We start from the raw sequence: 26,861 nt of genomic DNA, 5'->3' as shown, positions 1-26,861 counted from the left end.
CTGTTGGTGGCAGGAGGACTACCATAGGTGTACTGGTGTAGCAATACAGCGAATGGGCGCCCTTAACCGCCCTGAAGCTTCTTCAGGATGCTCATGGACTGCTCCGACCCGCTCTGTGGGGTCAGCTCGCCGGTGCGATCGGTGATCTCGCCCCAATGCGCCGCGATGCCTTCGGGCGAGAGATCGTCGCCGGTCAGCAGCTTGCCTTGAGTCAGCGTGACATAGGCGGCTTGGAACACGCCCGCACCTGCCCCGATAATCATGTTGGTCGGGGCCTCCTCACACACGAGGTACAAAGCGGCGGGCGCGACCTTTTCGGGGGCGAAGGCGGCGAACGCTTCCGCCGGGAACAGGTCTTCGGTCATCCGCGTGCCTGCCGTCGGGGCGATTGTGTTGACCTTGATGTTGTTCTTGGCCCCTTCGATCGCGAGAGTCTTTGTCAGGCCAGCCAGGCCGAGCTTCGCCGCGCCATAATTGGCCTGGCCGAAATTTCCGTACAGCCCGGTCGAGGACGCCGTCATCAGCACGCGCCCGTAATTCTGCGTCCGCATCGTCTCCCACACGGCCTTGGTGCAATTGGCCGAGCCGTTGAGGTGCACGTCGATCACGAATTTGAAATCGGACGGTTCCATCTTGGCGAAGCTCTTGTCGCGTAGCACGCCGGCATTGTTGATCAGGACATGGACGCCGCCCCATTTGGCCTTCGCCTTGGCGACCAGCTCGACCATATGCTCATATTCGGTGACGCTGCCGCCGTCCGACATCGCTTCGCCGCCCATCGCCTCGATTTCCTCGACGACTTTCAGCGCGGCATCCGAATGTCCGGTACCGTCGCGCGTGCCGCCGAGATCGTTGACCACGACCTTGGCCCCGCGCCGCGCGAGTTCGAGCGCGTAGGCGCGGCCCAGACCGCCGCCTGCGCCGGTGACGATGGCAACCTTATTGTCGAAACGGATGGACATGGCTGAACTCCTCAAAAAACCGTTCGGGCGTCCTAGGCCATTGTGTGTCCGGTGCAAGCGTCCGCCATACCGTTCCGACGAAAAGCCGACGCGCGGCATCCCACGCGTCGGCGTGGTATCCTAACAGGCGAGGTGCATACCCCGCCGCACGCTCAGCGCCTGTGCGGACGCGGGGTCGAATGCAGCCGTTCGCCGCGCGCATTGGACCGCTCGGTGCATTGGTCGGTGACGGTGCGCGAACACATTGGATAGGTGCCGGTCGCTGGCATCGGTGCGGCAGGCGTCGCCGCCGACATGTTGGCGTCCGGGGTGGTCGTCGGTGCGGCGGGCTGTGCCATTGCCGGATCTTGTGCCGGGGCGGGGGCGGGCATGGTCTGCGCCAGCGCCGGAGTGGCGACGGCGATAGCAAGCGCTGCGAACATCATGCGTTTCATGTGGGGTCTCCTGCGAACTGGCAGCCTTGTCTGCTGCTCGTGCCATGAAACGCACATTCCCGCGCATGGCTCCCGTCTTTCTTTACGCGCCCGAATCGAGCGCGTAGCCGGCCGAGCGCACGGTGCGGATGATGTCGGGCCGCTCGCCGCGGTTGATCGCCTTGCGCAGCCGCCGGATGTGGACGTCGACGGTGCGGCTTTCGATGTCGCTGTCATGCCCCCATACCGCATCGAGCAAGCGCTCACGGCTGAACACCCAGCCGGGATGTTCAAGGAAATGCTTGAGCAAACGGAATTCGGTCGGCCCGAGCGGGATGACCTCGCCCGACCGGCGCACTTTGTGGCCCACCGTGTCCATCTCAATGTCGGAATAGGTCAATTGCTCGCCCGCCAGCGCCGGCCGCACCCGCCGCAACACCGCACCGACGCGCGCGACAAGCTCACGCGGGGAGAAGGGCTTGGTGACATAATCGTCGGCGCCGGTTTCGAGCCCGCGCACGCGATCCTCTTCCTCGCCGCGCGCGGTGAGCATGATGATCGGCACGTTCGCGGTTTCGGGCATCCGGCGCAGGCGGCGGCACACTTCAATCCCCGACAAGCCTTCGACCATCCAGTCGAGCAGGACGATGTCGGGGGTATTCTCTTTGGCGAGCAGCAGCGCTTCCTCGCCATCGGGGGTCTGCGCGATCTCGAAATCCTCGCGCTTGAAATGCCAGATCAGCAGCTCGGCGAGCGCCGCATCGTCTTCCACCAGCAACATTTTGGCTCGTGCCATGTCGATCGCTCCTTCAGGTCGTGGATAGCTCAGGTCGTGGGTAGGGGGCCGCGGTCACGCTCGGCCATGTGGGTGCCGGTCGCCGCGAAATAGATCATCTCGGCAATGTTGGTTGCGTGGTCGCCGACGCGTTCGAGGTTTTTGGCGACGAACAGCAATTGCGCGACTTGGCCGATTGTCTTTGGGTTTTCCATCATGTGGGTGACCAGCACGCGGAACAGGCTGTTGTAGAAATCGTCGACTTGCCGGTCGCGGTCGCACACTTCGACCGCGGCTTCGGCATCGCGCGCGGCAAAGGCATCGAGCGCGTCGTGCACCATCTGCACCGCGAGTGCGGACATGGCGGGTAAGACCGAAAGCGGTTCGATCTCGCCATGGCTTTCGATCAGCGGCACGCGCTTGGCGATGTTTTTGGCGTAGTCGCCGATTCGCTCAACGACGCCGGCGATTTTCAGCGCCGCGACCACCTCGCGCAGATCGTCGGCGAGCGGCGCGCGCAGCGCGATGATCCGCACCGCCAGCGCCTCGACCTCCATCTCCAGCGCGTCGATCTTGCGGTCGCCTGCGACGATCGCGCGTGCGCCTTCGAGATCGTGACGGCGCAGCGCCTCCATCGCGGCGGCAATGGCATGTTCGGCAAGGCCGCCCATCTGCGCGATCAGGCCGCGCAGCTGGCCGATCTCTTCGTCAAAGGCCTTAATCGTATGGTCGTTCAATGGCATGTCCTATCAGCCGTACCGGCCGGTGATGTAATCCTTGGTCCGCTCCTGGCGGGGATTGGTGAAGATGTCCGAGGTCGCGCCATATTCGATGAGCGTGCCAAGGTGGAAAAACGCGGTCCGCTGCGACACGCGCGCCGCCTGTTGCATGTTGTGCGTGACGATGACGATCGCGTAGCGACCCTTGAGTTCGTGGATCAATTCCTCGATCTTGGCCGTTGCGATCGGATCGAGCGCTGAGCAGGGCTCGTCCATCAGAATTACTTCGGGATCGACCGCGATCGCGCGTGCGATGCACAAACGCTGCTGCTGCCCGCCCGACAGCGCCGTGCCGCTCTCGGTCAAGCGGTCTTTGACCTCGTCCCACAGGCCAGCGCGGCGCAGCGATTTCTCCACGATCTCCGCCAGTTGCGGCTTGTTCGCGGCAAGCCCGTGAATGCGCGGACCGTACGCGACATTCTCGAAGATCGATTTAGGAAAAGGATTCGGCTTCTGGAACACCATCCCGACGCGGGCGCGGAGCTGCACGACGTCCATATGAGCTGCGTAAATATCCTCGCCGTCGAGCGTGATGTCGCCCTCGACGCGCGCCGAAGGAATCGTGTCGTTCATGCGGTTGAGCGTCCGCAGAAAGGTCGATTTGCCGCAGCCCGACGGACCGATCAGCGAGGTGACCTGATCCGAGCCGAAATCGAGCGAGACGTCGTCGATCGCCTTTTTCGTACCGTACCAGACGTTGACGTGGTGCGCGGCGATTTTGGCTTGATTGGAAATGGTCACCAGCGAGTCTCGAATTTGTTGCGGAGGTAGATCGCGAAGCCGTTCATCGCGAGCAGAAAGACGAGCAGGACGATGATCGCCGCGCTGGTCTTTTCGACAAAGCCGCGGTCGATCTGATCGGACCACAGGAAGATCTGTACAGGCAGCACCGTCGCCGGATCGGTCAATTTGCCCGGCGGCGAGGCGATGAAGGCGCGCATCCCGATCATCAGCAGCGGCGCAGTTTCGCCGAGCGCGCGCGCCATGCCGATAATCGTGCCGGTCAAGATGCCGGGCAAGGCCAGCGGCAGGACGTGATGAAACACGACCTGAATCGGGCTGGCTCCGACACCAAGCGCGGCGTCGCGGATCGACGGCGGGACCGCCTTGATCGCGTTGCGCCCGGCGATCACGATCACCGGCATCGTCATCAAAGCGAGCGTCAGGCCACCAACAATCGGTGCTGATCGCGGTAGCCCGAAGGTACCAAGGAACACTGCAAGGCCGAGCAACCCGAAGATGATCGACGGGACGGCGGCGAGGTTGTTGATCGAAACCTCGATCAGATCGGTCCAGCGGTTCCGCGGCGCATATTCCTCGAGGTACAGCGCCGAAAGCACGCCGATCGGGAAAGCGAGGATCAGCGTCACGAACATCGTGTACAACGAACCCTTGAACGCCCCCCAAATGCCCGCGCGCGTCGGATCGTTCGAATCGGACGCGGTCAGGAAGGGGACGTTGAAGCCAGTCGACAGCGCCTGTTTGGCATCCAACCGCGCGACGATCGCCTCGGCGACGGGGTCGCCCTGCCGCTTGGCGGCGACGTCGATCATGCCGGCCGCCGGAACCCAGATCGTCGCACGCGTGGCGAGGATCGCCGGATCGCGCTTGACCGCTGCTCGAACGCTCAGCCAAGCGCCGTCGGAGAGCAATCGCGCGCCGTCCTTACCGTAGGCGGCGACGGCTGCGGCGGTGGTCGCGCGCTCGATTCCCGCCCCGGCAAGCGCTAGGTCGGCCCCCGGACCCTTGAGCCGTGTCGCGTCGAGCGTCAGGCCGGCGCGCGCAAAATCGACCGGCAGCGCAATCTGCGTCTGCAGAAACCCGCTCGCCCCGTTGAACAGCATCGTCACCAGCAGCACCGCGAGAAACCCGGCTGATATCACCACGGCGGTGAGCCCGAGAAAGCGGAAGCGACGCTCGGCGCCATAGCGCCGGCGGATCCGGCGCTGCATCGCGGCGGTGCGCCAATCGGTCGGCGCACGCTCGGTCGGCTGCGCTGCGGTGACCGGAAGACCCGGAACCAGCGTGTCACTCATAAGCTTCGCGATACCGTTTCACGACCGTCAGCGCGACGATGTTGAGGAGCAGGGTGATGATGAACAGCGTCAGCCCGAGCGCGAAGGCGGCAAGCGTCTTCGGGCTGTCGAACTCGGCCTCGCCGGTCAGCAAATCGACGATTTGCTTGGTGACCGTCGTCGCGCTGGCAAAGGGGTTGAGCGTCAGCGTGGCGACCCCGCTTGCGGCCATCACCACGATCATCGTCTCGCCGATCGCACGGCTGACCGCGAGCAGCACCCCGCCAACAACGCCGGGAAGCGCGGCGGGCAGCAACACGCGGCGGATCGTCTCCGATGCGGTCGCGCCCATCGCCAGGCTGCCGTCGCGCATCGCGGCGGGGACGGCGGCGAGCGAATCGTCTGCCATCGAGGAGACGAACGGGATGATCATCACCCCCATCACCAAACCGGCGGCGAGCGCGCTTTCCGAACTGGCATAGGTGATGCCGATCGACACCGCGAAATCTCGCACCGCAGGTGCAACCGTGAGCGCGGCGAAATACCCATAAACGACGGTCGGCACCCCGGCCAAAACCTCAAGGATCGGTTTCATCCAGCGCCGTGCACTCGGGGCGGCATATTGTGTCAAATACACCGCGCTCATCAGCCCGAACGGGATCGCGACGAGCATCGCGATCACCGCGCCGATGAAAAACGTGCCCCAGAACAGCGGCACCGCGCCGAGCGTCTTACCTGGGTCGGCGGAGTCGATGACTTGTGGGCTCCAATGCGTGCCGAGCAGAAAATCGCCGATCGGCACGATGCTGAAGAAGCGCCACGATTCGAACAGCAACGATGCGACAATGCCCATCGTGGTCAAGATCGCGATCAGCGACGCGCCGAGCAGGCCTGCCATGACGACATGCTCGATCTTGCTGCGTGCGCGGAAATCGGGGCGGACGCGGGTGTAAGCGAACGCGCCGCCAGCAAAGGCAAGCAGCAAGGCCGCAGCACTGCCGATCCAGTCGAAGCGGCTCTGCGCTGCCGCATAAGCGGGCGCGAGCTTTTGCGAGAGCGGGTTGAACGCGCCGAAACTGTTGCCCGCGGCCAGGCTGCGGGCTTCGGACAGGATCGCCGCGCGGTCGAACCCGGGGGGCGGCAGTTGCGCGGCGGCGGGATCGCGCAACACCCGGTCGGTGACCAGCGCGGGTGCGGTCGAAGCCCAGATCGTCAGGAACAAAGCGGCAGGGAGCATCGTCCACAACGCGACATAACCGCCAAAATGCGACGGCAGTGAACTGAAGCGCGCGGTGCTGCCGCGGCGGAAGCCAACGGCGCGCATCCGCGCCGTCAGCCAGCCGATCAGACCCAGTCCCGCAATGACCAGAAACAGTGCCAGCATCGACACCCTTACGGCAGCTTTGCCGGATCGAGCGTTGTTTCATCCTTAACGATTTGCGCGCTGCGCTTGCGCACGTCTTCGGGCGCCGCGATCAGCCCCTTGGCGACGAGCGGACCGTCTGGGTCCCACGCACCGGCGTAGAGCGCCAGATACTCGCGCAGGCCCTTGATCGCGCTCAAATGCGCTTTCTTGACGTAGAGGAACAGCGGCCGCGACCCTGGATAGGCGCCGCGTGCGATCGTCTCATAGGTCGGCTCGACACCGTTGAGCGGCACGCCGTTCAACTTGTCCTTATTCTCCTCAAGGTACGAATAGCCGAAGATGCCGATCGCATTTGGGTTGGACTGGAGTTTTTGCACGATCAGATTGTCGTTTTCGCCGGCATCGACATAGGCGCCGTCCTCGCGGATCGCGGTGCAGCCCTTGGCATAGCCGGTCGGGTCCTTCGCCTTGTTATCGGCCAGCGCCGGATAGATCGCGTCGCAGCCGCGCGCGAGGATCAGCTCGGCGAGCGCATCGCGCGTGCCGCTGGTCGAGGGCGGGCCGTAAACCTGGATCGGAATTGCCGGGAGCGCGGGGTTCACGTCCTTCCACGTCTTGGTCGCATTGGGCTGCCCCATCGGCGTCGCGGCAAGCGCCTTGTACAGATCGACCGCGGTCAATTGCAGGTTCGGCCCCGCTTTCGATTCGGCAAACGCAATGCCGTCGAGCCCGATCTGGATCTCAAGGATGCCGTCAACGCCATTGACCTTGCAGCTGGCATATTCGCTCGCCTTCATCCGACGCGATGCGTCTTCAATGTCAGGGTGCGCCGCGCCGACACCGGTGCAGAACAGCTTCATGCCCGCACCCGTCCCGGTCGATTCTATCGCGGGTGATTTTATGCCGGGTGTCTTGTTGACCAACCGTTCGGCGACGATCGTGCTGAAGGGAAACACCGTCGAGGAGCCCACGACGGTGATGTGATCCCGCGAGCCCGCGCCGCCGCCATTGGCCTGATCCTGACACGCGGCAAGGGCAAGCGCCGATGTGGCGCACGTGACGACTGTAAATGTAGCAGCGATCCGGTTCATGGAATTTCCCCTTCGGGCGTGGCCTGCCCCGGAGTCGCGATAACAGGGCGACGGGCACCCTGTGTGACACTCGCGTTACCGTTTGATGACAGGGTCGGCCTGCGCCGGAATATGAGCAGGCAGCATGACCGTAATCGTCGTGCCGGTTCCCACGATACTGGCGACGTCGAGCCGCCCACGATGCCGCTCGACGATATGTTTGACGATGGCAAGGCCGAGACCGGTTCCCCCGGCCGCACGGCTGCGGCCGGGGTCGACGCGATAAAATCGCTCGGTCAGGCGCGGGACATGTTCGGGCGCGATGCCTTCGCCTTCGTCGGTGACGCTGATCCGCACCATGCCTGCCGGATCGCGCCATAATTTTACCGCGACCGGGGTATTTGCTCGGCCATATTTCATCGCGTTGCCGATGAGATTGTGGAGCATCTGGCTCAATTGCGCGCGATCGCCGATCACCGGTGGGACCGCCGATTCGAGCGTGGCGACGATGTCGTTGCTGCGCACGTCCTGCGCATCGAACAGTTCGGAGCGGACTTCGCCAATCAGCGCGGCAAGATCGACCGCGCGGTCGGGCAAACGGTATTTCTCGGCTTCGATGCGGCTGAGCGAGATGAGATCCTCGACCAGCCGTTGCATCCGTCGCGCTTCGTCGAACATGATTTTCAGGAAGCGCGCGCGGACCTCCGGGTCGGCACCAGCCTTTTCGTCGCCCAGCGTCTCGATATAGCCGAGAATCGAGGCGAGCGGCGTGCGCAGTTCGTGGCTGGCATTAGCGACGAAATCGACGCGCATGCGTTCGGCGGCGTAATTGCCGGTCTGGTCGACCAATTGGACGATCCGCTGCCCGCCCGCGGCGCGACCGACATGCATTTCCCAATGTTGATCGAGCGTGCCGAGCCCGACCAGATTGATCGGCCCCTGCGGCACCCCCGACATCGGGCTCGCAAGCCGTTCGGCGGCCCCCGGATGGCGAATCGCGACGCGCACATCCTCCCCCACGATATGTTTGCCGAGCAGCCCGAGCGCGACCGCATTGGCGTTGACCACGCGTCCATCGGCCACGATCAGCACTGGCTCGACGATCGCTTCGATCACTTCCTGGATTTCGGGCGAGGGGGGGCTTGCGGGGGCGGGCAGCGGGCGCGGTGCTTCGATCGGCTGGTCGCCGACGCCGGTCGCCGCCAACGCCGCCGCGATCCCGCCGACCAAGGTGATCAGCGCCGCTTGCAAGCCCGAATCGATCAGGAACACCGCAACCGCCGCGACGATGACGATGCCGATTGCTGTGATCGTGCGCGAACCGAAACCTAGCCCCATGGGACCGGGCCTTAGCCTAAAGATGCTTAACACCGATAGCCTTGCTTGCCAGCGATTTGCGAATGTGAAAGGGCTTAACATGATGAACGATGATCCGACCGACGCCCGCCACGCCACCCGTCGCCGCGCGCTGATGCTCGGCGCGGTCGGGGCGGCGGCGGTGGTGTCGATCCGTCCGGCGCTCGCGGCGACCACCGCATCGATTTCGACATGCGAGATTCCCGTGCCTGATCCGGGCCGCGCGGGCAGCTTCATCGCCGCCGATGGGACGACCGTTCCGCGCGGCACGCTAGGGGCGTTCGCGCCGCCCGGGCGATCGTTCAAGGGTGAAGAGGTCAAGACCGCGCTCGCCGGCGGGCAATTGCCGGGGACGAGCTACGACCAGAACCGCGCTTACACCAATTACATCCGGCGCCTGCAATCGGGGACGAGCGGCTTCACCTGCTTCGCGTCGTTGCAAATGCCGCGCGGCTGATCCGGTGGAGGATGCGGGCGGCGGGACCGTGTACCGCATGGCACGGCCGGAGACGCTGAAGATCGTCCATCTCGACAGTTTCGCGGCGATATACCACCGAGCCTCGGGCATCACCCACCTCGTCACCGCGCCCGCGCCGGAGATTTTGGCGACGCTGGGCGAGGCGGGGCTGACCCGGTCGGCGCTGCTTGGGCGCTTGGCGATGGATTATGAGCTGGGCGATGCCGATGAAGCGGCATTGCTCGCGCGGCTCGACGAATTGGTCGCGACCGGTCTGGTATCGACCGCATGAGGCATAGTTTCGCCGTGCGGATCGGCCCGGTCGGCTTCCGCATCGGGTCGGACTGGCGCGCGCCGATCGCACAGCTCGAAAGCCTCTACGCCACCTATCCCAAGCCGCACGACGGCGTGCCGGATTTCACGGTGCGCCTGTTTGCGGCGCGGCCGTGGCGTCGTTTCGTGCGGCCAGCGGTGATGATCGGCGGCGATTATGTCTTGCCCGAGGCAGCCCCTTTGCCGCTCGCGCAAGGGTTGCTCGCGGCGGAAATGGGAATGAACCTGCAGATGGCGCTCGGCCAGCGGCGCTACCTGTTGCTGCATGCGGCGGTGGTCGAGCGCAACGGGCAGGCGCTGATCCTGACCGGCATTTCGGGCGCGGGGAAATCGACGCTCGCCGCCTTGCTCAGCCTGCGCGGGTGGCGCTTGATGGGCGACGAATTCGCGCTGCTTGATCCCGAGACGGGGCTGATCCACGCCTTTCCCCGGCTGCTCAGCTTGAAGAATGCGAGCATCGCGACGGTCGCGGCGGAACTCCCCGCCGACCGCTTCGGCCCGCTGCTTGAGGGCACGCCTAAAGGCAGCATCCGCCATGTCGTACCCGATGCGGCGGCGGTGGCGGCGATGGACCAACCGGCGCGGCCTGCGCTGATCCTGTTCCCCAGCTTCGGCTTCGAGGCGGCGGCGCGTGACGTCTCGCCAAGCGAAGTGTTCGTGCGGCTGACGCAAGCCTCGACCAATTATGTCGCGATCGGCGAGCGTGGTTTCGATGCGCTCACCGCGCTTGTCAGAACCGTGCCCGCGCGTGCGATCGATTATCCCGATACCGCCAGCGCCGTCGCGCAAGTGGAGGCGGCATGGCTGGATCGGTAGCGGGCGGCACGCCAGACGGATGGCTCCTCGCCCGTTCGCTGCGGCTGCCCGAATGTGTGCGAGCGCTCGATGCGGGAGGCTGGACCGCGTTGCTGGCGATCGCGCGCGCGGAACAGATGATCGGCACGCTGGCGTGGCGGCTGGACGGCGTCGCGGTGCCGCCGGGCGTCGCGCGCATCCTTGCCGCTGCGCGGGCCTCGGCGGAACAGGGGCGTATCGTCGCGTTGTGGGAGGCCGAGGCGGCGCGGCGGGCGCTCGCGCCGCTCGGGGTGCGCGTGGTGTTGCTCAAGGGGACGGCATTCGTCGCGGCGGATTTGCTGGCGGGGCAGGGACGCTCGATCGGCGATCTCGACATCCTCGTGCCGCGCGATACGCTCGATGCGGTCGAGGCGGCGCTGATCGGAGCCGGCTGGGAGTGGGTCAAGCCTGATCCCTATGACGATGCCTATTACCGGCAATGGATGCACGAGCTCCCCCCGCTGATCCACCGCGACCGCGATCGGATGATCGACGTCCACCATACGATCCTGCCGCTCACCGCGCGGATCACGCCCGACGCCGCGGTGTTGCTGGCGGATGCGATCGAGGTTGCACCCGGACTTTGGGCGTTGTCGCCTACAGATATGATCGTCCACGCAGCCGCGCATCTGTTCGCGGATGGCGATCTGGCGGGCGGTATGCGCAACCTGTGGGACGTGCACTGCCTGATCGATCAGTTCGGCACCGACGGCCTGGCCGCGCGGGCGGCGCATCACAGCCTTTCGCGCGAAGTCGCGCGCGCGCTGCGGCTGGCGGCAGCGCTTTACGGCGAGGGCGACGGGCGCACCTTGCTTGACGGTGCCTATCTCCGCCGGATCACCGCGCGTGATGGATGGGGCAGGGCGACGCGGCCGTTCACGCGACAAACCTTCTACGTCCGCTCGCACGGGCTCCGCATGCCGCCCGCGATGCTCGCGCGGCATTTGTGGACGAAATGGCGGAAGGGCGGCGCTGGTCCTGCGTCAGGCTGAGATGCGCTCGAGCGTCGGCAGCAACTCGGCAAACGAATCGATCACCGCATCCGCGCCTATGTCTTCAACTGGCTCGAGCAGGAAGCCGAAACTGACCGCGATGCCGGGGATCTCGGCATTCTTCGCCGCCATGATGTCGTAGATCGAATCGCCGACGAACGCCGTTCGAGTCGTGCCGACTTCGCCGCCGCAGCGCCGGATCATCTCGTCGATCGGGGCGCGGTTGGGCTTGGACAGGCCCGGACCCATTGTATCGCCGCCGATGATGCAGGCAAAACGCTCGGTCAACCCGAGATCGGCGAGCAAGCTGCGCGCCAGGCTTTCGAACTTATTGGTGACCACCGCGCTTTTGATGCCGCGTGCGTCGAGCTGGTCGAGCGCCGCGATTACGCCGGGAAACGGGCGGGTGTGCACCGAAAGATGCGCGCCGTAATAGGCCAGCATTCGCTTGTAGAGTGGGCGGAATTCCTCTGGCGTGCAGCCGCCGGTCGCCTCCAGTCCTTGCGCCAGCATATGCTTCGCGCCGCCGCCGACCATCGTCTTGACCTGTTCGACGCTCAGCAGAGGGCGACCGGCAAAGGCAAGCGTATCGTTGACCGCCGCCGTCAAATCGCCGCTGCTGTCGACCAGCGTGCCGTCGAGGTCGAATCCCACGATTTCGAATGAATTCTTCGTCATGCCGTCGTGCCTGACAGGGTTGCTATGGAATTGGCAAGGCCGTCGTGGCAGGGCAGGGCCCATGAACAGACCTCTCGCCGCCATCATTCTCGCCGCGGGCAAGGGCACCCGCATGAAGTCCGATCTGCACAAGGTGCTCCACCCGATCGCGGGGCGACCGATGCTGTTGCATCTCGTCGCAGCGGTTGAGGCGTTGCAGCCTGAACGGACCGTCGTCGTCACCGGCGCGGGCCGCGCGCAAGTCGAGGCGGCGGTCTCGCCGCTCGGGATCGTAACGGCGCTGCAGGCCGAACAGCTCGGCACCGCGCACGCCGTCGCACAAGCCGAGGCGGCGCTTAGCGGCTTCGTCGGCGATGTGCTGGTTCTGTACGGCGATGTTCCGTTGGTCACGACCGCCACGATGCAGGCGATGATCGACCGGCTCAATGCAGCCGATGCACCGGCGATCGTCGTGCTCGGCTTCCGCCCCGCCGATGCCGCCGCCTATGGCCGGATCATCGCGTCCGACGGCATCATCGGCAAAATGGTCGAGTATAAGGATGCGACCGACGCCGAACGCGCCGTCGATTTGTGCAATTCCGGGCTGATGGCGGTGCGCAGCGCCGATCTGTTCGCGCTGCTCGCGCGCGTCGGCAACGATAATGCGGCGGGCGAATATTATTTGCCCGACGTCGTGATGCTCGCGGCAGCCGATGGTCGCCCCTCGGCGGTGATCGAGACCGCCGCGGCAGAGGTCGCCGGGGTCAACAGTCGCGGGGAGCTCGCCGCGGTCGAGGCATCCTGGCAAGCGACGCGTCGCGCGCAAGCGATGGCGGACGGCGTCACGCTGATCGCGCCGGAAACGGTGTGGTTCGCGCACGATACCGTGATCGGCCGCGATGTTGTGATCGAGCCCAACGTCTTCTTCGCCCCCGGCGTAGCGGTTGGCGATGGGGCGACGATCCATGGCTTCAGCCATATCGAAGGTGCGGCCATCGGCGCGAAGGCCGAAGTTGGTCCGTTCGCGCGGCTGCGCCCCGGTGCCGTGCTGGGCGAGCGATCGAAAGTCGGCAATTTCGTCGAGATGAAGAAGGCGACGCTCGGGATTGGTGCCAAGGCGAGCCATTTGACCTATCTCGGCGATGCCGAGGTGGGCGCGGGCGCGAACATCGGCGCGGGCACGATCACCTGCAATTACGATGGTTTCTTCAAGTATAAGACGGTGATCGGCGAAGGTGCGTTCATCGGCTCGAACTCGGCACTGGTTGCGCCCGTCACGATCGGCGCGGGCGCGATCGTCGGGGCGGGATCGGTCATTACCGCCGATGTCGCGGCAGACGCGCTGGCGCTCGGGCGCGGCAAGCAGGAAGCGCGAGTCGGTTGGGCGAAGCGCTTCCGCGACGCAATGACGGCGAAAAAAGCTACGGCGAAGAAATCTTGACATGATATCGCGATATGATATCGATATATCATGCGAACTTTAGTCGATATTCCCGACGACGACATCCTCAAACTCGACGCGCTCGCGGCGAAGACCAAGAGGTCGCGTGCGGCAGCGATCCGGGACGCAGTAAAGCTATATCTTCTTCGCAATTCCGATACGGACTGGATCGAGCGCGGTTATGGCTATTGGGCAGATCGTACGGATATCGGCGACGCGGTCGAGTATCAGCGCGCGATCCGTGAGGATCGTACACTTTACGAAGACTTGTGATCCGTGTCGGACCCGTTTTTCGATACCAACATCGTCATCGACTGGTTGATGCGTAAGCCGCCAGCAAAAGCGGAGATTTCCCGCTATCGCAAGCATCGCATCAGTCGCGTCGTCTGGACCGAGGTGCTGGCCGGAGAACCGCTTGAGCACCGTGATGTGATCCGCGATCTGATCGCGGCCTTCGAAGTGGTCGAGATCGATGCCCGCATCGCCAACGCAGCCGCCGACATCCGGCACCGCACGCGCATGAAATTGCTGGACGCGTTCATCCTGGCAACGGCACAGGTCAACGGCGCGATCCTCGTAACCCGTAACACCAAGGATTTCCCTGCAAACATGCCGGGCATCCGCGTTCCCTATACCCTGTAACGAAAGTCACATCCCATGTGCGGTATCGTAGGCATTATTGGCAAGGAGCCAGTCGCGGAGCGTTTGCTCGACGGGCTCCGGCGGCTCGAATATCGCGGCTATGATTCGGCCGGGATCGCCACCGTCCACGGCGGCGAGATCGACCGGCGCCGTGCCTCGGGCAAGCTTATCAATCTTGCGAAGGAACTCGCGGCCTCGCCGCTGCCCGGCGATGTCGGCATCGCGCATACGCGCTGGGCGACGCATGGCGGGCCGACCACTAACAATGCGCATCCACACGCCACGGGCGAAGTGGCGCTCGTTCACAATGGCATCATCGAGAATTTCAAGCCTTTGCGCGCAGAATTGATCGCGCGCGGGCGAGTGTTCACCAGCGAAACCGACACGGAAGTCGTCGCGCATCTCATCAGCGAAAAGGTCGAGGGCGGGATGAGCCCCGCCGATGCCGTGGCCGAGGTGCTGCCGCGTTTGCATGGTGCGTTCGCACTGGCGATTCTGTTTCGCCAGCATCCGGAATTGCTGATCGGCGCGCGCTTGGGGTCGCCGCTCGTGGTCGGATACGGCGATGGCGAAACCTATCTTGGCTCCGACGCGCTCGCGCTTGCGCCGCTGACGCAACGCATCTCGTATCTCGAGGAGGGTGACTGGGTTGTCATCACCGCCGAGGGCGCGAAGATCTTCGACAAGGATAACACGCCCGTCGAGCGCCCGATCACCATTTCGGGGGTCACCGGCGCGCTGATCGACAAGGGCAACTTCCGCCACTTCATGCTCAAGGAAATCTACGAACAACCCATCGTCGTCGCGCAGACGTTGCGGTCGTACCTTCAGCGGATGGAGGAAAGGGTCACGCTGCCGATTCCGGAATTCGACCTCTCGAGCATCAAGCGCGTGACGATCGTCGCCTGCGGGACGAGCTTCTACGCCGGGATGGTCGCCAAATATTGGTTCGAGCAATTCGCGCGCGTGCCGGTCGATCTCGATGTCGCCTCCGAATTCCGCTACCGCGCGCCGGTGATGGAGCCGGGCGGGCTGATGATCGTCATCAGCCAGTCTGGGGAAACCGCCGACACGCTCGCGGCGTTGCGCCATGCCAAGGCCGAGGGCCAGACGATCGCCGCTGTCGTCAACGTGCCGACCAGTTCGATGGCACGCGAGGCGGATTTGCTGCTGCCAACGCATGCCGGCCCTGAGATCGGCGTCGCCTCAACCAAAGCCTTCACCTGCCAGCTCGCGGTGCTCGCCGCACTCGCCGCCAATCTTGCCAAGGCCAAGGGGCGGATGAATGCGGCCGAGGAAAAGGCGATCGTCCATCACCTCGCCGAGGCCCCTGCCGCGCTCAACGGCGCGCTGGCCTATGACGAGACGATCCAGGCGATGGCGCATCTGATCGCTGGCGCGCGCGACGTTCTGTACCTCGGGCGCGGGACCGATTATCCGCTGGCGCTGGAAGGTGCGCTGAAACTCAAGGAAATCAGCTATATCCATGCCGAAGGCTATGCCGCTGGTGAGATGAAGCACGGGCCGATCGCGCTGATCGACGAAAATGTCCCGGTGATCGTCATCGCGCCGTCGGGGCCGTTGTTCGACAAGACCGTCAGCAACATGCAGGAAGTGCAGGCACGCGGCGGCAAGGTGGTGTTGATCTCAGACTATGACGGCGTCCAGGCGGCGGGCGAGAATTGCCTGGCGACGATCACCATGCCCAAGGTCCACCCGTTGATCGCGCCGCTCATCTATGCCGTCCCGGTGCAGTTGCTCGCCTACCATGTCGCCGTGATCAAGGGCACCGACGTCGACCAGCCGCGCAATCTGGCGAAGTCGGTGACGGTGGAATGAGCGAGCCGCTCATCGCTGGCGTCGAACTTGGCGGGACGAAGGTCATCTGCGTCCTCGCCAGCGGCCCAGACGATGTGCGCGATCGCGTGAGCATTCCGACGACGACGCCTGATGAGACCTTGGGCGCGGTCGAGCAAGTGTTGCGGCGTTGGTCTGGCTATGACGCGCTCGGCATCGCCAGTTTCGGGCCGGTCTCGCTCGACCGTACCGCGCCCACTTACGGTTTCATCACCGCAACGACCAAGCCCGGCTGGTCGAACACCGATGTCGGCCTGCGGCTGGCTGGTGTCTCGGGGGTGCCGTTCGGTTTCGACAGCGACGTCAACGGCGCAGCCCTTGGTGAGGGGCGCTGGGGCGCAGCGCGCGACGTCGCGGATCACGCCTATATCACGGTAGGCACCGGGGTCGGCGTGGGTTTGGTGCTGGGCGATGCGCCGGTCGCCGGGCTGACCCATGCCGAGCTCGGCCATATCCGGCCCGTCCGCTGGGCGGGCGATGACTGGCCGGGGGCCTGCGCGTTCCACGGCGCGTGCGTCGAGGGGCTGGTTTCCGGCACCGCGATTCGCGCGCGTACCGGTATCCCGGCACAGGACCTGCCGCCCGATCATCCCGCCTGGGACGGCGTTGCGCATACGCTCGCACAACTGTGCCACATGCTTGTCCTGACGGGAATTCCGCGCCGAATCGTGATGGGCGGCGGGGTTATGGTCGGCACGCCGCACCTCTTTCCCGCAATCCGCGAGAAGCTGACAGCCAGCCTCGGCGGCTATGTCTCGGCGAGCGGATTGCTGCCGATCGCCGACTATATCGTGCCCGCCGCGCTTGGCGGGATGGCCGGGCCGCTTGGCGCAGTCGAACTGGGCCGACGCGCGCTCCGCTGAGATACGTCGTTTACGCGGCTTTAACCGCATCCGCTTACCCCATTGCAACGGGCCGAAGCGCCCGGTGATTTTACGGGCGGTGCCGATATGCGAATACTGATCGTCGACGACGAACCGGCCATGCACGACAGCTATCGGCGCAGCTTCGCGCCGATATCCGCCGACACGGGCGCGCTCGACGCTATGGCGGCTGAGCTGTTCGGCGATGATGATTCGGCAGCAACCGACGACGCGCCGGCCTTCGCGCTGACCCACGCTATGCAAGGCCATGACGGCGTTGCCGCAGTGGAGGCGGCGATCCGCGCTGGCGATCCCTATGCGGTCGCTTTCATCGACGTACGCATGCCCCCGGGCATCGATGGCAAGGAAACAGCGGTCCGCATCCGCGCGCTCGATCCCGATATTCACCTTGTCATCGTGACCGGCTTTTCCGATTTCTCGCCGATCGAAATCTCGAAGGCGGCGGGCCCCGCCGACAAGATTTTCTACATCGCCAAGCCCTTCGAAGTCGCCGAAGTCACGCAAATGGCGACTGCCCTGACGCATCGTTGGCAGGGTGATCGCGCCTTGGCGGAGGCGCGTGAAGTGCTGGCGGCGCAAGTCGTGCAATTGCAGGAACAAGGGCATGAACTCGCCGCGAACGAAAGCCGCGCGATCCATATGGCGAACCACGATTCGTTGACCGAGGCACCAAACCGGCTGGCGTTCCGCCGGACCCTGACCGAACGTGCGCGCAGCACGTCGCAATTTGCGGTTGCGATGGTCGACCTCGATCGCTTCAAACTGGTCAACGATACACTCGGTCACCTCGCTGGGGACGAACTGATCCGTACGATCTGTGGGATCCTGCAGGCGCAAATTCCCGAAGGGGGCGTCGTCGCCCGGCTTGGCGGCGACGAGTTCGGTTTGCTGTTCGACACGCCCGGCACCGAAGCCGCCGAAATGGAATGTGCGCGCATTTTGAAGGCGTGCTCGGGCACGTTCAAAGTGCTTGGCAATTCGGTCCAGGGTGGCGCGTCGATCGGCCTGATCGTCACCGAACCGGGCGAAAGCCGCGATCCGACCGACCTGATGCGCCGTGCCGATTTGGCGCTGAACGACGCCAAGCGGGACGGGCGCGGGATCGTCCGCGTATTCGACGAGGGCATGGACGAGAATATCCGCCTGCGCCGCGCGATCGAAGGCGGGTTGTCGCAGGCGATCGCCAAGGGCGAACTCAGCCTGGTGTATCAACCGATCGTCGCGCGCGAGGAACTGGAAGTCGTCGGGTTCGAGGCGCTGCTGCGCTGGAATACCGAGGATCACGGGCCGATCAGTCCCGCCGTCTTCATCCCGATTGCCGAGGAATCAAACCTGATTCACGAACTCGGCGACTGGGTCCTCGCCGAATCGCTCAAGGTGCTGGCGGAGTGGCCGGGGCAATATGTCTCGGTTAATTTCTCGCCCCGCCAGTTCCGCCGCCACAATTTCGTCGGCCGGCTGGTCGAGAGCGTGCAGCGGGCGGGTGTCGCGCCGCATCGGGTGCAGATCGAGATTACCGAAACCGCGATTTTCGACGATGCCGATCGGGCGGCGGATACGCTCTACAAATTGCGCCAGATGGGATTCCGCATCGCACTTGATGATTTCGGCACCGGCTATTCCTCGCTCTACAACATTCGCAAATTCGCGCTCGATTGCTTGAAGATCGACCGCAGCTTCATCGACGGCATGGGCCGTGAGCGCGAATCGGCGGCGATCGTCCATTCGATCATCCATCTCGGGCGTGCGCTGGGGTTGGGTGTGGTGGCGGAAGGCGTCGAGACCGAGGCGCAGTTGCAAGCGCTGCGCGTTGCCGGCTGCAGCCACATGCAGGGCTACCTCCTGTCGCGCCCGGTCGCGCAGGATGTTGCTCGTAATATCGCGGAAGCCCGCTTCATCGTCGATCCCTCGGCGCCCTACCATGCCGCCGAAGACACCGAAGCGGGTAACGGGACGTACGGCTGATGGCAGCGCGCCGTTCCGTGCCACGCGCGGTCGGGAGCAGGATCGGGCGGTTGCGCAACCCCAGTTCGCTTGGGGTAAAGCTCGTGCTGATCCTGACCGGTGTTGGCCTCATCGGGTCAATCGCGCTGACCGCGCTGCTCGCGGCGCTGATCATACCGAGCTTCAACCAGCTCGAAGCGAAATCAATCGACGCACATGTCGAGCGCACCCGCGCGGCGCTCGGCGACTTTGCGACGAAAGTCGAAGGCGCGGTGCGCGATTATGGCGACTGGACGTCCAGCTACGATTATATGGCGCAGCCCAATCGCGAGTTTGAGGAGGAAAGCTTCTCGCCGCTCGCCATGGCCAATCTGAATGTCGACGGCATGGCGTATGTCGGCAATGACGGGCGGATCGTGATTGCGCGTTGGCGCGATTCGGCGCGGAATGTCGACCGGCCTGATCAACGCGCGGCCTTTTCGGCAGCGCTCGAAAAAAGCGATTTCCGGCGGTTCCTGGGCATGAGAAGTTCGGGCAGTTATTATCTGCGGCTCGGTCGAGACCTGGCTGCAATCGGCGTGGCGAAGGTCCGCCGTAGCGACGGGACCGGCACGTCGCGCGGGTATGTGCTGATGGCGCGGCGCGTCACGTCGAAGGCGCTGTCGGACGTTCTACAACTGCCGGCGACGATTGATTTGCGCAGCGCCCCGGATGCCAATCTCATCACGTCTGCGCGTGCGACGATGCGGATTGCCGTACCGATCCGCGGCAGCGACGGCCACGCCGTGGCGAGCGCCGTCTTCACAGTACCGCGCGACGTGTCGGTGCTTGGCCAACGCATGCTGTGGCTCGCGGTGGCGGGATCGAGCTTGTTGTTGCTGGTCGTGCTGGCGATGCTGCGGCGGATGATCACCACGCTGGTGCTGCGGCCGCTGGCGCGGGTCGAAAGCCATATGCAGGTGGTCCGCAGCTCTGGCTCGCTTGGCCTGTTGCCCGATGAAATTCGCAACGATGAAATCGGCTCGCTTGGCAATAGTTTCAACGCGATGCTGCAGCAATTGAAGGATCTGCGCGAACGCTTGGAGGTGCAGAGCTTTGCGCTTGGCAAGAGCGAAAGCGCGGTCGCGGTGATGCACAATGTCCGCAATGCGCTCAATCCGATCAGCACGATCCTGTCGCAGGGGATCGCGCAGGCTCCGCCGGTCGACCGCGCGGTGCTCGACCGGGCGATGGCTGAGCTCGCGCAGGAGGACCTGCCAGTGCCGCGTCGCGCAAAATTGCTCGCCTTCGTTACCGCCGCGCTGGATGCAGAGACGCGCGACCGCGACGCCCGTCGCAAGGAGTTGCAGATCGGGCGCGAGGCGATGAGCCATGTCCTTGAAATTATTGGCGCGCAGCAAAGCGCCGCGCACGAACGCCCATCGCTCGAGCCATGCGACGTGACCGAGATCATCGCCAAGAATGCCACGATTGCGCGCTATTCGGGCAGCGTATCGATTGCTTTCAGTTTCCCCGCGCAGGCGTGCCACGTGCTCGCGAGCCGGATCATTTTGAGCCAAGTGATCGGCAATCTGTTTTCCAACGCCGCCGACGCGATCGCGGCAACGGGCACCGCGAGCGGGAGCATCACCGTAACGATCGACCGCGACGCCAGCAGCGCGCGGATCGCCATCCGTGACGATGGTGAAGGCTTTGCTGCCGACCAGACCCCGACGCTGTTCCAGCGCGGCTATTCATCGCGTGCCCACAAATCAGGCGGGCTGGGGCTGCATTGGTGCGCCAATTCGATGAATGCGATGGGCGGCGGGCTGAAGCTCGAAAGCGACGGGCGGGGGCGCGGCGCGGTCGCGGTTCTGACTCTCGCGCTGGCGGAGGAGCGCGCCGACCTAGCGGCGTGATACCGCGGTGGGGCATTACTGGCGTGCGAAGCTTGCGATGATACGTACCCCGAGCACGAGTGTTCCGCGACGCCCGCCGCCGGGAACGGCGCGGTGGATATATTGCAGGTCGGGTTGCACCGCTAGGAATGGTGCCGAGCTGTCCTTATAGGTGATCTCGATCCCGGTTTCGGCTGACTCGGCTACCCCGCCTTCGTCGCGGAGAGTATCGCGAAACCCGCGCGACAGCATTCCATGCGCCACACCAAACGAGAACTGGCCATTCGGGCGTCCCGGAATCAAGCCCCGTGCCAGCACGCCTGCCTGAAAGCCGCCGACGAAGGATGTGGTCTTGCCGTCCGAAATGCCCGCCCGCACGAAGAGATCGAGGCCACGTGTGTCGTCGCCCGCCAACCGCTGATCGATCAGTGCATAAGCGCCCATCGCAATTCGCCGAACAGGGTTGCCCGCACTGTCGGTCGCCCGCAGATCGTCCTGGCGCCGCGTGTAGCGCCAGGCACCGACCGCGAGCTTGCCACCGCGCGTCGTGCCGGCCTCGGCGATCAGCAACGCCCCGTCGCGCAACGACAATTCCACGCCCGCATCATCGCCCAAAACGCCCGCGCGTGCGTTCACCGCTGCGGCGCGGAAATAGCTGGAAGCGCCCAACGTGACGTTCAGTCGTGCGGTCATGGCGGTCGACGGGAAGATCGACGGGCCATTGGGGCCGGTCGCCGACAGCTCAGACCCGATCCCGAAGGCCGGTGCGATTAGCAGACCTGCTGAATCGTTCTGGTAAAAATTCGCATTGAGGTCAGACAAGCCCAGCAGCACGGATACGCGACCGCTGGCGAAGCTCTGTTCGACCCACGCTTCGTAGAGTTTGGGCCTGCCATTCGAGACTTCGATATTGTCGATTCCCTGCACCGTTCCCGCAAGATCGTTCAACCCGCGGCCGTGATTGTCGAGCAGGTGCAGATGCGCCCGCGCGCCGCGCCAGCCGATCAGCCGCCCCAGATCCCCATCTGCGGTCAGCTCCAGATTGCCAAGCACCCGTCTGCCGCGTTGCTCACCGCCGGAAGCGACTCCAACCAAATCGAGGACGTATCGACCCGTGAGAATGATTGGACGCGACGGCGTATTGGGGGGTGGCGAAACATCTTGCGCAAATATCGGATCAGACCACCCGGCCGGGACCATAAAAACAGCGAACGGCATCAACCGAAAAAGCCGAAATCTCATCATGGCGCATCCAACCTGAGAACTTATCCTAATATAGGTTAAGCCGGTCCGTTTTTGCTGAAAGATTATCCGATGGCGTCCCACGAACTAGAAAATGTTCTGCTGCGGTCTTCGCTCGATCGCGCAATCCGTCGCGCAGGCGCGGCTTTGTTGGGGCTGATGGTGCTATGCGGGGGCACTGGGATCGGTGCGGCGTGGGTCCAGTCGGCGGCGCTTGCCAGACAGCAGCAGTCAGCATTGCTTCTGTCAAACCATCAGCTTGCCGACATGATGCATGACGCGGTGCGCAGCGATGTGCTCGGCATGTTGCAGGCCGCCGACGGTTCGAGTGGGCTCGATCGCGGGGAAATTCTGAGAGATTTTCAGGAGCATCTGAGAAATCTTCGGGCCGGGATCCAGGCCGATGAGGCGTATCGGGGGTCGCCAGTGGTCGAGGCGGCGACCTCAAAACTCGATGCGCCGATGAAACTTTATGCCAAATCGGCAATTGCGATCATCGAACGCGCGGAAACCGATCCGAACGCGGCGCGCACTGGCCTTCGCGATTTCTTCGCGCAGTTTCGTACGCTCGAAATTTCGATGAGTGCGGCATCGGACGCGATCAGTGCGAACGCGCTCCAGACATCGAATAATGGCAAAACTATCGGCTCGGTCGCGATGGTGGTTTTGCTGATCGCGATGGCGCTCGGGATCGCCGGAACAATCGCGCTGGTCCTGCTCGCGGTGCGGCACGTCGTGCGGCCGATCGAAGTCCTGTCGGCAACGATGCGCGAACTTGGCGGCGGCAATCTGGCGGCCGAGGTCAGCGGAGTCGACCGTGGCGACGAGCTCGGCGACATGGCGCGCGCAATGCTCGCGTTTCGCGATCAGTTGCAAGCCGCCGACGAAGCGAAGCAGGCTCAGGCCCGGCTGATCGTCGACAGCCTCGGGACTGGGCTGATCGCGCTCGCAGATGGCGATCTGACCGCCGAAGTGGATGCTGAACTGCAAACCCCGTTCACCGCGCTGAAGGACAATTTCAACGGGGCCGTCGCCGGTCTGCGCGCGCTGATAACGTCGGTTACCGAAAGCGCCGCCATCATCGCCACGGGATCGCAGGAGATCGCGCACGCCAGCGAGGACCTTGCCCAGCGAACCGAAGGCAACGCCGCGAGCCTCGAGGAGACTAGTGTCGCGATCACGCAAATGAACCAGCGTCTGCAAGCCACCGCCGTGGCCGCGGAGCGGACCGTCGTGCGGGCGGACGGCGCAATGACGACCGTGGCGGGCGGGCGCGGCATTACCGACGAGGCGGTTCAGGCGATGACGCGCGTCAGCGAAAGCGCGAAAGGAATCGACAGCGTGATCGAAGGGCTCGACAAGATTGCCTTTCAAACGCGCGTGCTGGCGATGAACGCCGCGGTCGAAGCGGGCCGCGCGGGCGATGCTGGGCGTGGTTTTGCGGTCGTCGCGGATCTTGTCTCGGCGCTCGCGATGCGGGCCGAGGAAGAGGCTGGCCGCGCCCGCGATCAACTGACCGCGACTCAGGCCGAGATCGGAACCGCGGTCGAGCGTGTGCAGCGGGTCGATGATGCGCTGTCGAACATCGCCACCGATGTCGGCGAAGTGCATACGCTGCTCGCCGGAATCGCGGCCGACAATCAGGCGCAATCGACCGCGATCGTTCAGATCAGTGCCGCAGTGAACGCGATGGATCAGGCCACGCAACAGAACGCCGCCATGGTCGAACAGACGTCCGCCGCAGCGCGTAACCTGACTTCAGAGGTGGCGGCGCTTTCCGAGCAAGCCGCGCAGTTCAAGATCGCTCGCGAGGTTCGCAGATCGACGTCGCCCAAATCGACTGTGATCGCGCCGACGCGCGCAGCGCCGCATAAGCCCAAGGTGGCCGCGCGGACAGCTCCGGTGCTTGCGACCGTCAGCGCTGGTGACGGCGATTGGGCGATGTTCTGACCCGCAGCTACCGCGTTCGGAACGGCAGGATGCTCTCATAGGTTTCGAGCGCCGCCGCGCCGCGGATGAAGCCGCCGTGGCGCAGAACGAAGGTGTGCCGCACGATTTCCGCTTGCTGCTCGATGCCATAGCGTTCGAGCCGCCACCCCGCGCGCACCGCATAATCGTACCGGCAGAACGGATGCCGCCGGATCGGCAGATAAATCCCGCTCTGGCTTTGCCAGATATGCGTCAGCTCGTGGATCAGCAGACCCTGGTCATCGAGATTTCCGCACGCAAAATCATCACGGTAACGCGTGCCCTTGGGGTGGAAATGGATGCACCCGGTTGGCGCCATCACGGTTTCGCGTGGCTGGAAGAAAGCCCATTTGCGCTGTTCGATCCGCACCGGCGCATAATCGATCGCGTCGCCAAAGACGCTTCGGGCGAGCTCAATCTCGGCCGATGTCAGTGGCCGTGCCGTCATTCGGTCGGCGCGGGCGCACCCGCCGCGATCGTCGGTACGCCGAGATCGATCCGCTGCCCGGTCGAGAAGGTAAAGGTGAGCTTGATCCTCCGTCCCGGTTTCACGCCGGGATTCATATCAAACAACATCAAATGCTTGCCGCCAGGTGCGAAGATATTGGTGGAGCCGGCGCGAACCGGGAAATCCCCGACTGGAGTCATTTTCGCCATGTGGCCCGCGGTCATCGATTCATGCAGCTCGCTCTTTACCGAGACCGGGCTGGTGACAGACAGGAGCGTCACGTCGGACGTGCCACCGTGAATGGTGAAATAGGCCACCGCCGGCCGGCTTGGGACCGCGTTCAGGCGGATATAGCCCTTATCGACCGACAAAGCGGGCGGCGGCTGGGTGCACGCGGCGAGCGGCAGAAGGGCGACACTGAGGAACCGGCGGAACAACGACTTTCTCCCGTGTTGGGAACAACATGTGCTTCTGTACGTGCGGTGAAATCTTGCGACAAGCAAAAGCCCCCCTATATCCGCCGGGTGAGTGTCGCGTCGCTTGATCTGAGGGCGCGGCGGAATGGCAATCTTTTTTGAGACATGGGGGCCCCAGAGGACCAATGGCAAAAGTAATCGGAATCGATCTCGGCACCACCAACAGCTGCGTCTCCGTGATGGAAGGCGGCAAGCCGAAGGTTATCGAGAATGCAGAAGGCGCGCGCACCACGCCGTCGATTGTCGCGTTTGCAAAGGATGGCGAGCGCCTTGTCGGTCAGCCGGCCAAGCGCCAGGCAGTGACCAACCCCGAAAACACGATTTTCGCAGTGAAGCGCCTGATTGGCCGCCGCTTCGACGATCCGATCACCAAGAAGGACACCGAATTGGTGCCTTATACCATCGTCAAGGGCCAGAATGGCGACGCGTGGGTGAAGGCCGGCGACAAGGATTACAGCCCGTCGCAGATCAGCGCGTTCACGCTGCAGAAGATGAAGGAAACCGCCGAGGCGTATCTCGGCGAAACGGTCACGCAAGCGGTCATCACCGTTCCAGCGTATTTCAACGATGCACAGCGTCAGGCGACCAAGGACGCCGGTCAGATTGCCGGTCTCGAAGTGCTGCGCATCATCAACGAGCCGACGGCAGCGGCGCTCGCCTACGGCCTCGACAAGGACACCAACAAGACGATCGCGGTCTATGACCTTGGCGGCGGCACCTTCGACATCTCGATCCTCGAGATCGGCGATGGCGTGTTCGAAGTGAAGGCGACCAATGGCGATACCTTCCTTGGCGGCGAGGATTTCGACAACAAGCTGCTGAACTTCCTGTCGGACGATTTCCGCAAGGCCGAAGGCATCGACCTTACCAAGGATAAGTTGGCGCTGCAGCGTCTGAAGGAAGCCGCCGAGAAGGCGAAGATCGAGCTGTCGTCGGCTGCCACGACCGAAGTCAATCTGCCTTTCATCACCGCCGATGCTACAGGGCCGAAGCATCTCGTCAAGCAGATCACCCGTTCGGATCTCGAGCGGCTGGTCGATGATTTGATCCAGCGGACGCTCGAGCCGTGCCGCAAGGCGCTGGCCGATGCCGGCGTCAAGGCGGCCGACATCACCGAAGTCGTCCTTGTCGGCGGCATGACGCGCATGCCCAAGGTCCGTCAGGTCGTGAAGGATTTCTTCGGCAAGGAACCGCATTCGGGCGTCAACCCCGATGAAGTCGTGGCGATGGGCGCTGCGATTCAGGCGGGCGTGCTGCAGGGCGATGTCAAAGATGTGCTGCTGCTCGACGTGACGCCGCTGTCGCTCGGCATCGAAACGCTGGGTGGCGTGTTCACCCGGATGATCGATCGCAACACGACGATCCCCACCAAGAAGTCGCAAACCTATTCGACCGCCGACGACAACCAGCAGGCCGTCACCATCCGCGTGTTCCAGGGCGAGCGCGAAATGGCGGCGGACAATAAGATGCTTGGCCAGTTCGATCTGGTCGGGATCCCGTCCGCACCGCGCGGCGTGCCCCAGATCGAAGTCACCTTCGACATCGATGCCAACGGCCTCGTCAACGTGTCAGCCAAGGACAAGGGCACCGGCAAGGAGCAGCAGATCCGCATCCAGGCCTCGGGCGGTCTTTCGGAGCGCGACATCGAGCAGATGGTGCGTGACGCCGAGCAGTTTGCCGAGGACGACAAGAAGCGTCGTGAAGCGGCCGAAGCGCGCAACACGCTCGACGGGTTGGTTCACACGACCGAGCGGCAGTTGGCCGACAATGGTGACAAGGTCGATGCGGGCTTGAAGGGCGAAATCGAGGCGGCAATCGCTGCTGCCAAGACCGTGCTCGAAAGCGACGATGCGGCGGCGATGAAGGCCGAGAGCGAGAAGTTCCAGCAAGTCGCGATGAAGCTTGGCCAGGCGATCTATGAGAAGCAGGCGCAGGCCGAGGCTTCCCCCGGTGGTGAAGCCGAAGCGCCCAAGGAAGACGTGGTCGACGCGGAATTCTCCGAAGTCGATGATAGCAAAGCGTAAAAACTGATGCGCACCTCCCGTCATCCGTGCATTAGTGGCGCGGATGACG

At 64.1% G+C, this 26,861-nt stretch carries 26 protein-coding genes; 13 read left to right on the top strand and 13 right to left on the bottom strand.

Annotated features, from left to right (window positions below):
• Positions 1-62: 62 nt before the first annotated feature.
• The 9 genes from IEV62_RS03535 to IEV62_RS03495 all read right to left on the bottom strand — a co-directional run bounded on the left by IEV62_RS03535 (position 63) and on the right by IEV62_RS03495 (position 8,718).
• Positions 63-962 (bottom strand): SDR family NAD(P)-dependent oxidoreductase, encoded by a 900-nt coding sequence (locus IEV62_RS03535; RefSeq protein ID WP_188445484.1) that lies wholly within the window; start codon positions 960-962, stop codon positions 63-65.
• A 152-nt stretch (positions 963-1,114) separates the two neighbouring features.
• On the bottom strand, positions 1,115-1,396 hold the full coding sequence (locus IEV62_RS03530; RefSeq protein WP_188445483.1) for a hypothetical protein: 282 nt from the start codon (positions 1,394-1,396) through the stop codon (positions 1,115-1,117).
• An 82-nt stretch (positions 1,397-1,478) separates the two neighbouring features.
• Positions 1,479-2,171 carry a phosphate regulon transcriptional regulator PhoB gene (gene phoB / locus IEV62_RS03525; RefSeq protein ID WP_188445482.1) on the bottom strand — a complete coding sequence of 231 codons (693 nt, stop codon included), beginning with the start codon at positions 2,169-2,171 and terminating at the stop codon, positions 1,479-1,481.
• Between the two features lie 29 nt (positions 2,172-2,200).
• Positions 2,201-2,893: a phosphate signaling complex protein PhoU gene (phoU, locus tag IEV62_RS03520; protein WP_188445481.1), complete on the bottom strand. Its 693-nt coding sequence runs from the start codon at positions 2,891-2,893 to the stop codon at positions 2,201-2,203.
• Between the two features lie 6 nt (positions 2,894-2,899).
• Entirely contained in the window at positions 2,900-3,670 is a 771-nt protein-coding gene (pstB, locus tag IEV62_RS03515; protein WP_188445480.1) for a phosphate ABC transporter ATP-binding protein PstB, read from the bottom strand.
• Positions 3,667-4,965 (bottom strand): phosphate ABC transporter permease PstA, encoded by a 1,299-nt coding sequence (gene pstA, locus IEV62_RS03510; RefSeq protein ID WP_188445479.1) that lies wholly within the window; start codon positions 4,963-4,965, stop codon positions 3,667-3,669. The genes pstB and pstA overlap by 4 nt, the downstream gene beginning before the upstream one ends.
• Complete coding sequence (gene pstC / locus IEV62_RS03505) at positions 4,958-6,328, bottom strand: phosphate ABC transporter permease subunit PstC (protein WP_373868539.1); 1,371 nt, start codon at positions 6,326-6,328, stop codon at positions 4,958-4,960. The genes pstA and pstC overlap by 8 nt, the downstream gene beginning before the upstream one ends.
• Positions 6,329-6,336: 8 nt before the next feature.
• Positions 6,337-7,401 (bottom strand): substrate-binding domain-containing protein, encoded by a 1,065-nt coding sequence (locus IEV62_RS03500; protein ID WP_188445477.1) that lies wholly within the window; start codon positions 7,399-7,401, stop codon positions 6,337-6,339.
• Positions 7,402-7,476: 75 nt separating this feature from the next.
• Complete coding sequence (locus tag IEV62_RS03495) at positions 7,477-8,718, bottom strand: ATP-binding protein (RefSeq protein WP_188445476.1); 1,242 nt, start codon at positions 8,716-8,718, stop codon at positions 7,477-7,479.
• An 82-nt stretch (positions 8,719-8,800) separates the two neighbouring features.
• Between IEV62_RS03495 and IEV62_RS03490 the strand changes: the two genes are divergently transcribed.
• Genes IEV62_RS03490 through IEV62_RS03475 form a run of 4 tightly spaced genes read left to right on the top strand, consistent with a single transcriptional unit; the run spans position 8,801 to position 11,352 of the window.
• Positions 8,801-9,193 (top strand): hypothetical protein, encoded by a 393-nt coding sequence (locus IEV62_RS03490; RefSeq protein ID WP_188445606.1) that lies wholly within the window; start codon positions 8,801-8,803, stop codon positions 9,191-9,193.
• Between the two features lie 37 nt (positions 9,194-9,230).
• Complete coding sequence (locus IEV62_RS03485; protein ID WP_188445475.1) at positions 9,231-9,485, top strand: HPr-rel-A system PqqD family peptide chaperone; 255 nt, start codon at positions 9,231-9,233, stop codon at positions 9,483-9,485.
• Positions 9,482-10,342 carry an HprK-related kinase A gene (locus tag IEV62_RS03480; protein ID WP_188445474.1) on the top strand — a complete coding sequence of 287 codons (861 nt, stop codon included), beginning with the start codon at positions 9,482-9,484 and terminating at the stop codon, positions 10,340-10,342. The genes IEV62_RS03485 and IEV62_RS03480 overlap by 4 nt, the downstream gene beginning before the upstream one ends.
• On the top strand, positions 10,327-11,352 hold the full coding sequence (locus tag IEV62_RS03475) for a nucleotidyltransferase domain-containing protein (RefSeq protein ID WP_188445473.1): 1,026 nt from the start codon (positions 10,327-10,329) through the stop codon (positions 11,350-11,352). Before IEV62_RS03480 ends, IEV62_RS03475 begins: the two co-directional genes overlap by 16 nt.
• On the opposite strand, the gene IEV62_RS03470 is transcribed toward IEV62_RS03475, so the two are convergent.
• On the bottom strand, positions 11,344-12,030 hold the full coding sequence (locus IEV62_RS03470) for an HAD hydrolase-like protein (protein ID WP_188445472.1): 687 nt from the start codon (positions 12,028-12,030) through the stop codon (positions 11,344-11,346). The two genes, IEV62_RS03475 and IEV62_RS03470, sit on opposite strands and share 9 nt — an antisense overlap.
• 61 nt (positions 12,031-12,091) lie before the next feature.
• Between IEV62_RS03470 and glmU the strand changes: the two genes are divergently transcribed.
• The 7 genes from glmU (at position 12,092) to IEV62_RS03435 (ending at position 20,675) form a co-directional block, all read left to right on the top strand.
• Positions 12,092-13,450: a bifunctional UDP-N-acetylglucosamine diphosphorylase/glucosamine-1-phosphate N-acetyltransferase GlmU gene (gene glmU / locus IEV62_RS03465; protein WP_188445471.1), complete on the top strand. Its 1,359-nt coding sequence runs from the start codon at positions 12,092-12,094 to the stop codon at positions 13,448-13,450.
• Between the two features lie 30 nt (positions 13,451-13,480).
• A complete protein-coding gene (locus IEV62_RS03460) occupies positions 13,481-13,723 on the top strand; it encodes a ribbon-helix-helix domain-containing protein (protein WP_188445470.1) in 243 nt (80 codons plus the stop codon).
• A gap of 3 nt (positions 13,724-13,726) precedes the next feature.
• Positions 13,727-14,092: a type II toxin-antitoxin system VapC family toxin gene (locus IEV62_RS03455; RefSeq protein WP_188445469.1), complete on the top strand. Its 366-nt coding sequence runs from the start codon at positions 13,727-13,729 to the stop codon at positions 14,090-14,092.
• Positions 14,093-14,107: 15 nt separating this feature from the next.
• Positions 14,108-15,931 (top strand): glutamine--fructose-6-phosphate transaminase (isomerizing), encoded by a 1,824-nt coding sequence (glmS, locus tag IEV62_RS03450; protein WP_188445468.1) that lies wholly within the window; start codon positions 14,108-14,110, stop codon positions 15,929-15,931.
• Entirely contained in the window at positions 15,928-16,812 is an 885-nt protein-coding gene (locus IEV62_RS03445) for an ROK family protein (protein WP_188445467.1), read from the top strand. Before glmS ends, IEV62_RS03445 begins: the two co-directional genes overlap by 4 nt.
• A gap of 87 nt (positions 16,813-16,899) precedes the next feature.
• The gene (locus IEV62_RS03440; RefSeq protein WP_188445466.1) at positions 16,900-18,798 is read left to right on the top strand and encodes a putative bifunctional diguanylate cyclase/phosphodiesterase; all 1,899 of its coding nucleotides are present in this window, start codon (positions 16,900-16,902) and stop codon (positions 18,796-18,798) included.
• Positions 18,798-20,675 (top strand): sensor histidine kinase, encoded by a 1,878-nt coding sequence (locus tag IEV62_RS03435; protein WP_188445465.1) that lies wholly within the window; start codon positions 18,798-18,800, stop codon positions 20,673-20,675. The genes IEV62_RS03440 and IEV62_RS03435 overlap by 1 nt, the downstream gene beginning before the upstream one ends.
• 15 nt (positions 20,676-20,690) lie before the next feature.
• Here IEV62_RS03435 and IEV62_RS03430 read toward each other — a convergent pair whose 3' ends face one another.
• Positions 20,691-21,707 carry a carbohydrate porin gene (locus tag IEV62_RS03430; protein WP_188445464.1) on the bottom strand — a complete coding sequence of 339 codons (1,017 nt, stop codon included), beginning with the start codon at positions 21,705-21,707 and terminating at the stop codon, positions 20,691-20,693.
• A gap of 261 nt (positions 21,708-21,968) precedes the next feature.
• On the opposite strand from IEV62_RS03430, the gene IEV62_RS03425 reads away from it, so the two are divergent.
• Positions 21,969-23,846 carry a methyl-accepting chemotaxis protein gene (locus tag IEV62_RS03425; protein WP_229732800.1) on the top strand — a complete coding sequence of 626 codons (1,878 nt, stop codon included), beginning with the start codon at positions 21,969-21,971 and terminating at the stop codon, positions 23,844-23,846.
• 7 nt (positions 23,847-23,853) lie between these two features.
• Here the strand turns inward: IEV62_RS03425 and IEV62_RS03420 are convergent, their stop codons facing one another.
• Both IEV62_RS03420 and IEV62_RS03415 read right to left on the bottom strand, forming a co-directional pair.
• On the bottom strand, positions 23,854-24,312 hold the full coding sequence (locus IEV62_RS03420) for a vgr related protein (protein WP_188445463.1): 459 nt from the start codon (positions 24,310-24,312) through the stop codon (positions 23,854-23,856).
• The gene (locus tag IEV62_RS03415; RefSeq protein ID WP_188445462.1) at positions 24,309-24,749 is read right to left on the bottom strand and encodes a copper chaperone PCu(A)C; all 441 of its coding nucleotides are present in this window, start codon (positions 24,747-24,749) and stop codon (positions 24,309-24,311) included. Before IEV62_RS03415 ends, IEV62_RS03420 begins: the two co-directional genes overlap by 4 nt.
• Before the next feature lie 164 nt (positions 24,750-24,913).
• On the opposite strand from IEV62_RS03415, the gene dnaK reads away from it, so the two are divergent.
• Positions 24,914-26,812, top strand: a complete 1,899-nt coding sequence (dnaK, locus tag IEV62_RS03410) for a molecular chaperone DnaK (RefSeq protein ID WP_188445461.1) — start codon at positions 24,914-24,916, stop codon at positions 26,810-26,812.
• The last annotated feature ends 49 nt before the right edge of the window (positions 26,813-26,861 follow it).

Source organism: Sphingomonas psychrolutea (assembly GCF_014636175.1).
GTDB classification, from domain to species: domain Bacteria; phylum Pseudomonadota; class Alphaproteobacteria; order Sphingomonadales; family Sphingomonadaceae; genus Sphingomonas; species Sphingomonas psychrolutea.
The sequence above is the reverse complement of the archived record's forward strand: the minus strand, read 5'-3'. Positions and strand labels throughout refer to the sequence as shown.

Excerpts from the sequence above, each read along its gene's own strand:
- IEV62_RS03535 (WP_188445484.1), bottom strand. The coding sequence starts at position 962 with ATGTCCATCCGTTTCGACAATAAGGTTGCCATCGTCACCGGCGCAGGC.
- IEV62_RS03530 (WP_188445483.1), bottom strand. The coding sequence starts at position 1,396 with ATGAAACGCATGATGTTCGCAGCGCTTGCTATCGCCGTCGCCACTCCG.
- phoB (WP_188445482.1), bottom strand. The coding sequence starts at position 2,171 with ATGGCACGAGCCAAAATGTTGCTGGTGGAAGACGATGCGGCGCTCGCC.
- phoU (WP_188445481.1), bottom strand. The coding sequence starts at position 2,893 with ATGCCATTGAACGACCATACGATTAAGGCCTTTGACGAAGAGATCGGC.
- pstA (WP_188445479.1), bottom strand. The coding sequence starts at position 4,965 with ATGAGTGACACGCTGGTTCCGGGTCTTCCGGTCACCGCAGCGCAGCCG.
- pstC (WP_373868539.1), bottom strand. The coding sequence starts at position 6,328 with ATGCTGGCACTGTTTCTGGTCATTGCGGGACTGGGTCTGATCGGCTGG.
- IEV62_RS03500 (WP_188445477.1), bottom strand. The coding sequence starts at position 7,401 with ATGAACCGGATCGCTGCTACATTTACAGTCGTCACGTGCGCCACATCG.
- IEV62_RS03495 (WP_188445476.1), bottom strand. The coding sequence starts at position 8,718 with ATGGGGCTAGGTTTCGGTTCGCGCACGATCACAGCAATCGGCATCGTC.
- IEV62_RS03490 (WP_188445606.1), top strand. The coding sequence starts at position 8,801 with ATGAACGATGATCCGACCGACGCCCGCCACGCCACCCGTCGCCGCGCG.
- IEV62_RS03485 (WP_188445475.1), top strand. The coding sequence starts at position 9,231 with ATGGCACGGCCGGAGACGCTGAAGATCGTCCATCTCGACAGTTTCGCG.
- IEV62_RS03480 (WP_188445474.1), top strand. The coding sequence starts at position 9,482 with ATGAGGCATAGTTTCGCCGTGCGGATCGGCCCGGTCGGCTTCCGCATC.
- IEV62_RS03475 (WP_188445473.1), top strand. The coding sequence starts at position 10,327 with ATGGCTGGATCGGTAGCGGGCGGCACGCCAGACGGATGGCTCCTCGCC.
- IEV62_RS03470 (WP_188445472.1), bottom strand. The coding sequence starts at position 12,030 with ATGACGAAGAATTCATTCGAAATCGTGGGATTCGACCTCGACGGCACG.
- glmU (WP_188445471.1), top strand. The coding sequence starts at position 12,092 with ATGAACAGACCTCTCGCCGCCATCATTCTCGCCGCGGGCAAGGGCACC.
- IEV62_RS03460 (WP_188445470.1), top strand. The coding sequence starts at position 13,481 with ATGCGAACTTTAGTCGATATTCCCGACGACGACATCCTCAAACTCGAC.
- glmS (WP_188445468.1), top strand. The coding sequence starts at position 14,108 with ATGTGCGGTATCGTAGGCATTATTGGCAAGGAGCCAGTCGCGGAGCGT.
- IEV62_RS03445 (WP_188445467.1), top strand. The coding sequence starts at position 15,928 with ATGAGCGAGCCGCTCATCGCTGGCGTCGAACTTGGCGGGACGAAGGTC.
- IEV62_RS03440 (WP_188445466.1), top strand. The coding sequence starts at position 16,900 with ATGCGAATACTGATCGTCGACGACGAACCGGCCATGCACGACAGCTAT.
- IEV62_RS03435 (WP_188445465.1), top strand. The coding sequence starts at position 18,798 with ATGGCAGCGCGCCGTTCCGTGCCACGCGCGGTCGGGAGCAGGATCGGG.
- IEV62_RS03425 (WP_229732800.1), top strand. The coding sequence starts at position 21,969 with ATGGCGTCCCACGAACTAGAAAATGTTCTGCTGCGGTCTTCGCTCGAT.
- IEV62_RS03420 (WP_188445463.1), bottom strand. The coding sequence starts at position 24,312 with ATGACGGCACGGCCACTGACATCGGCCGAGATTGAGCTCGCCCGAAGC.
- dnaK (WP_188445461.1), top strand. The coding sequence starts at position 24,914 with ATGGCAAAAGTAATCGGAATCGATCTCGGCACCACCAACAGCTGCGTC.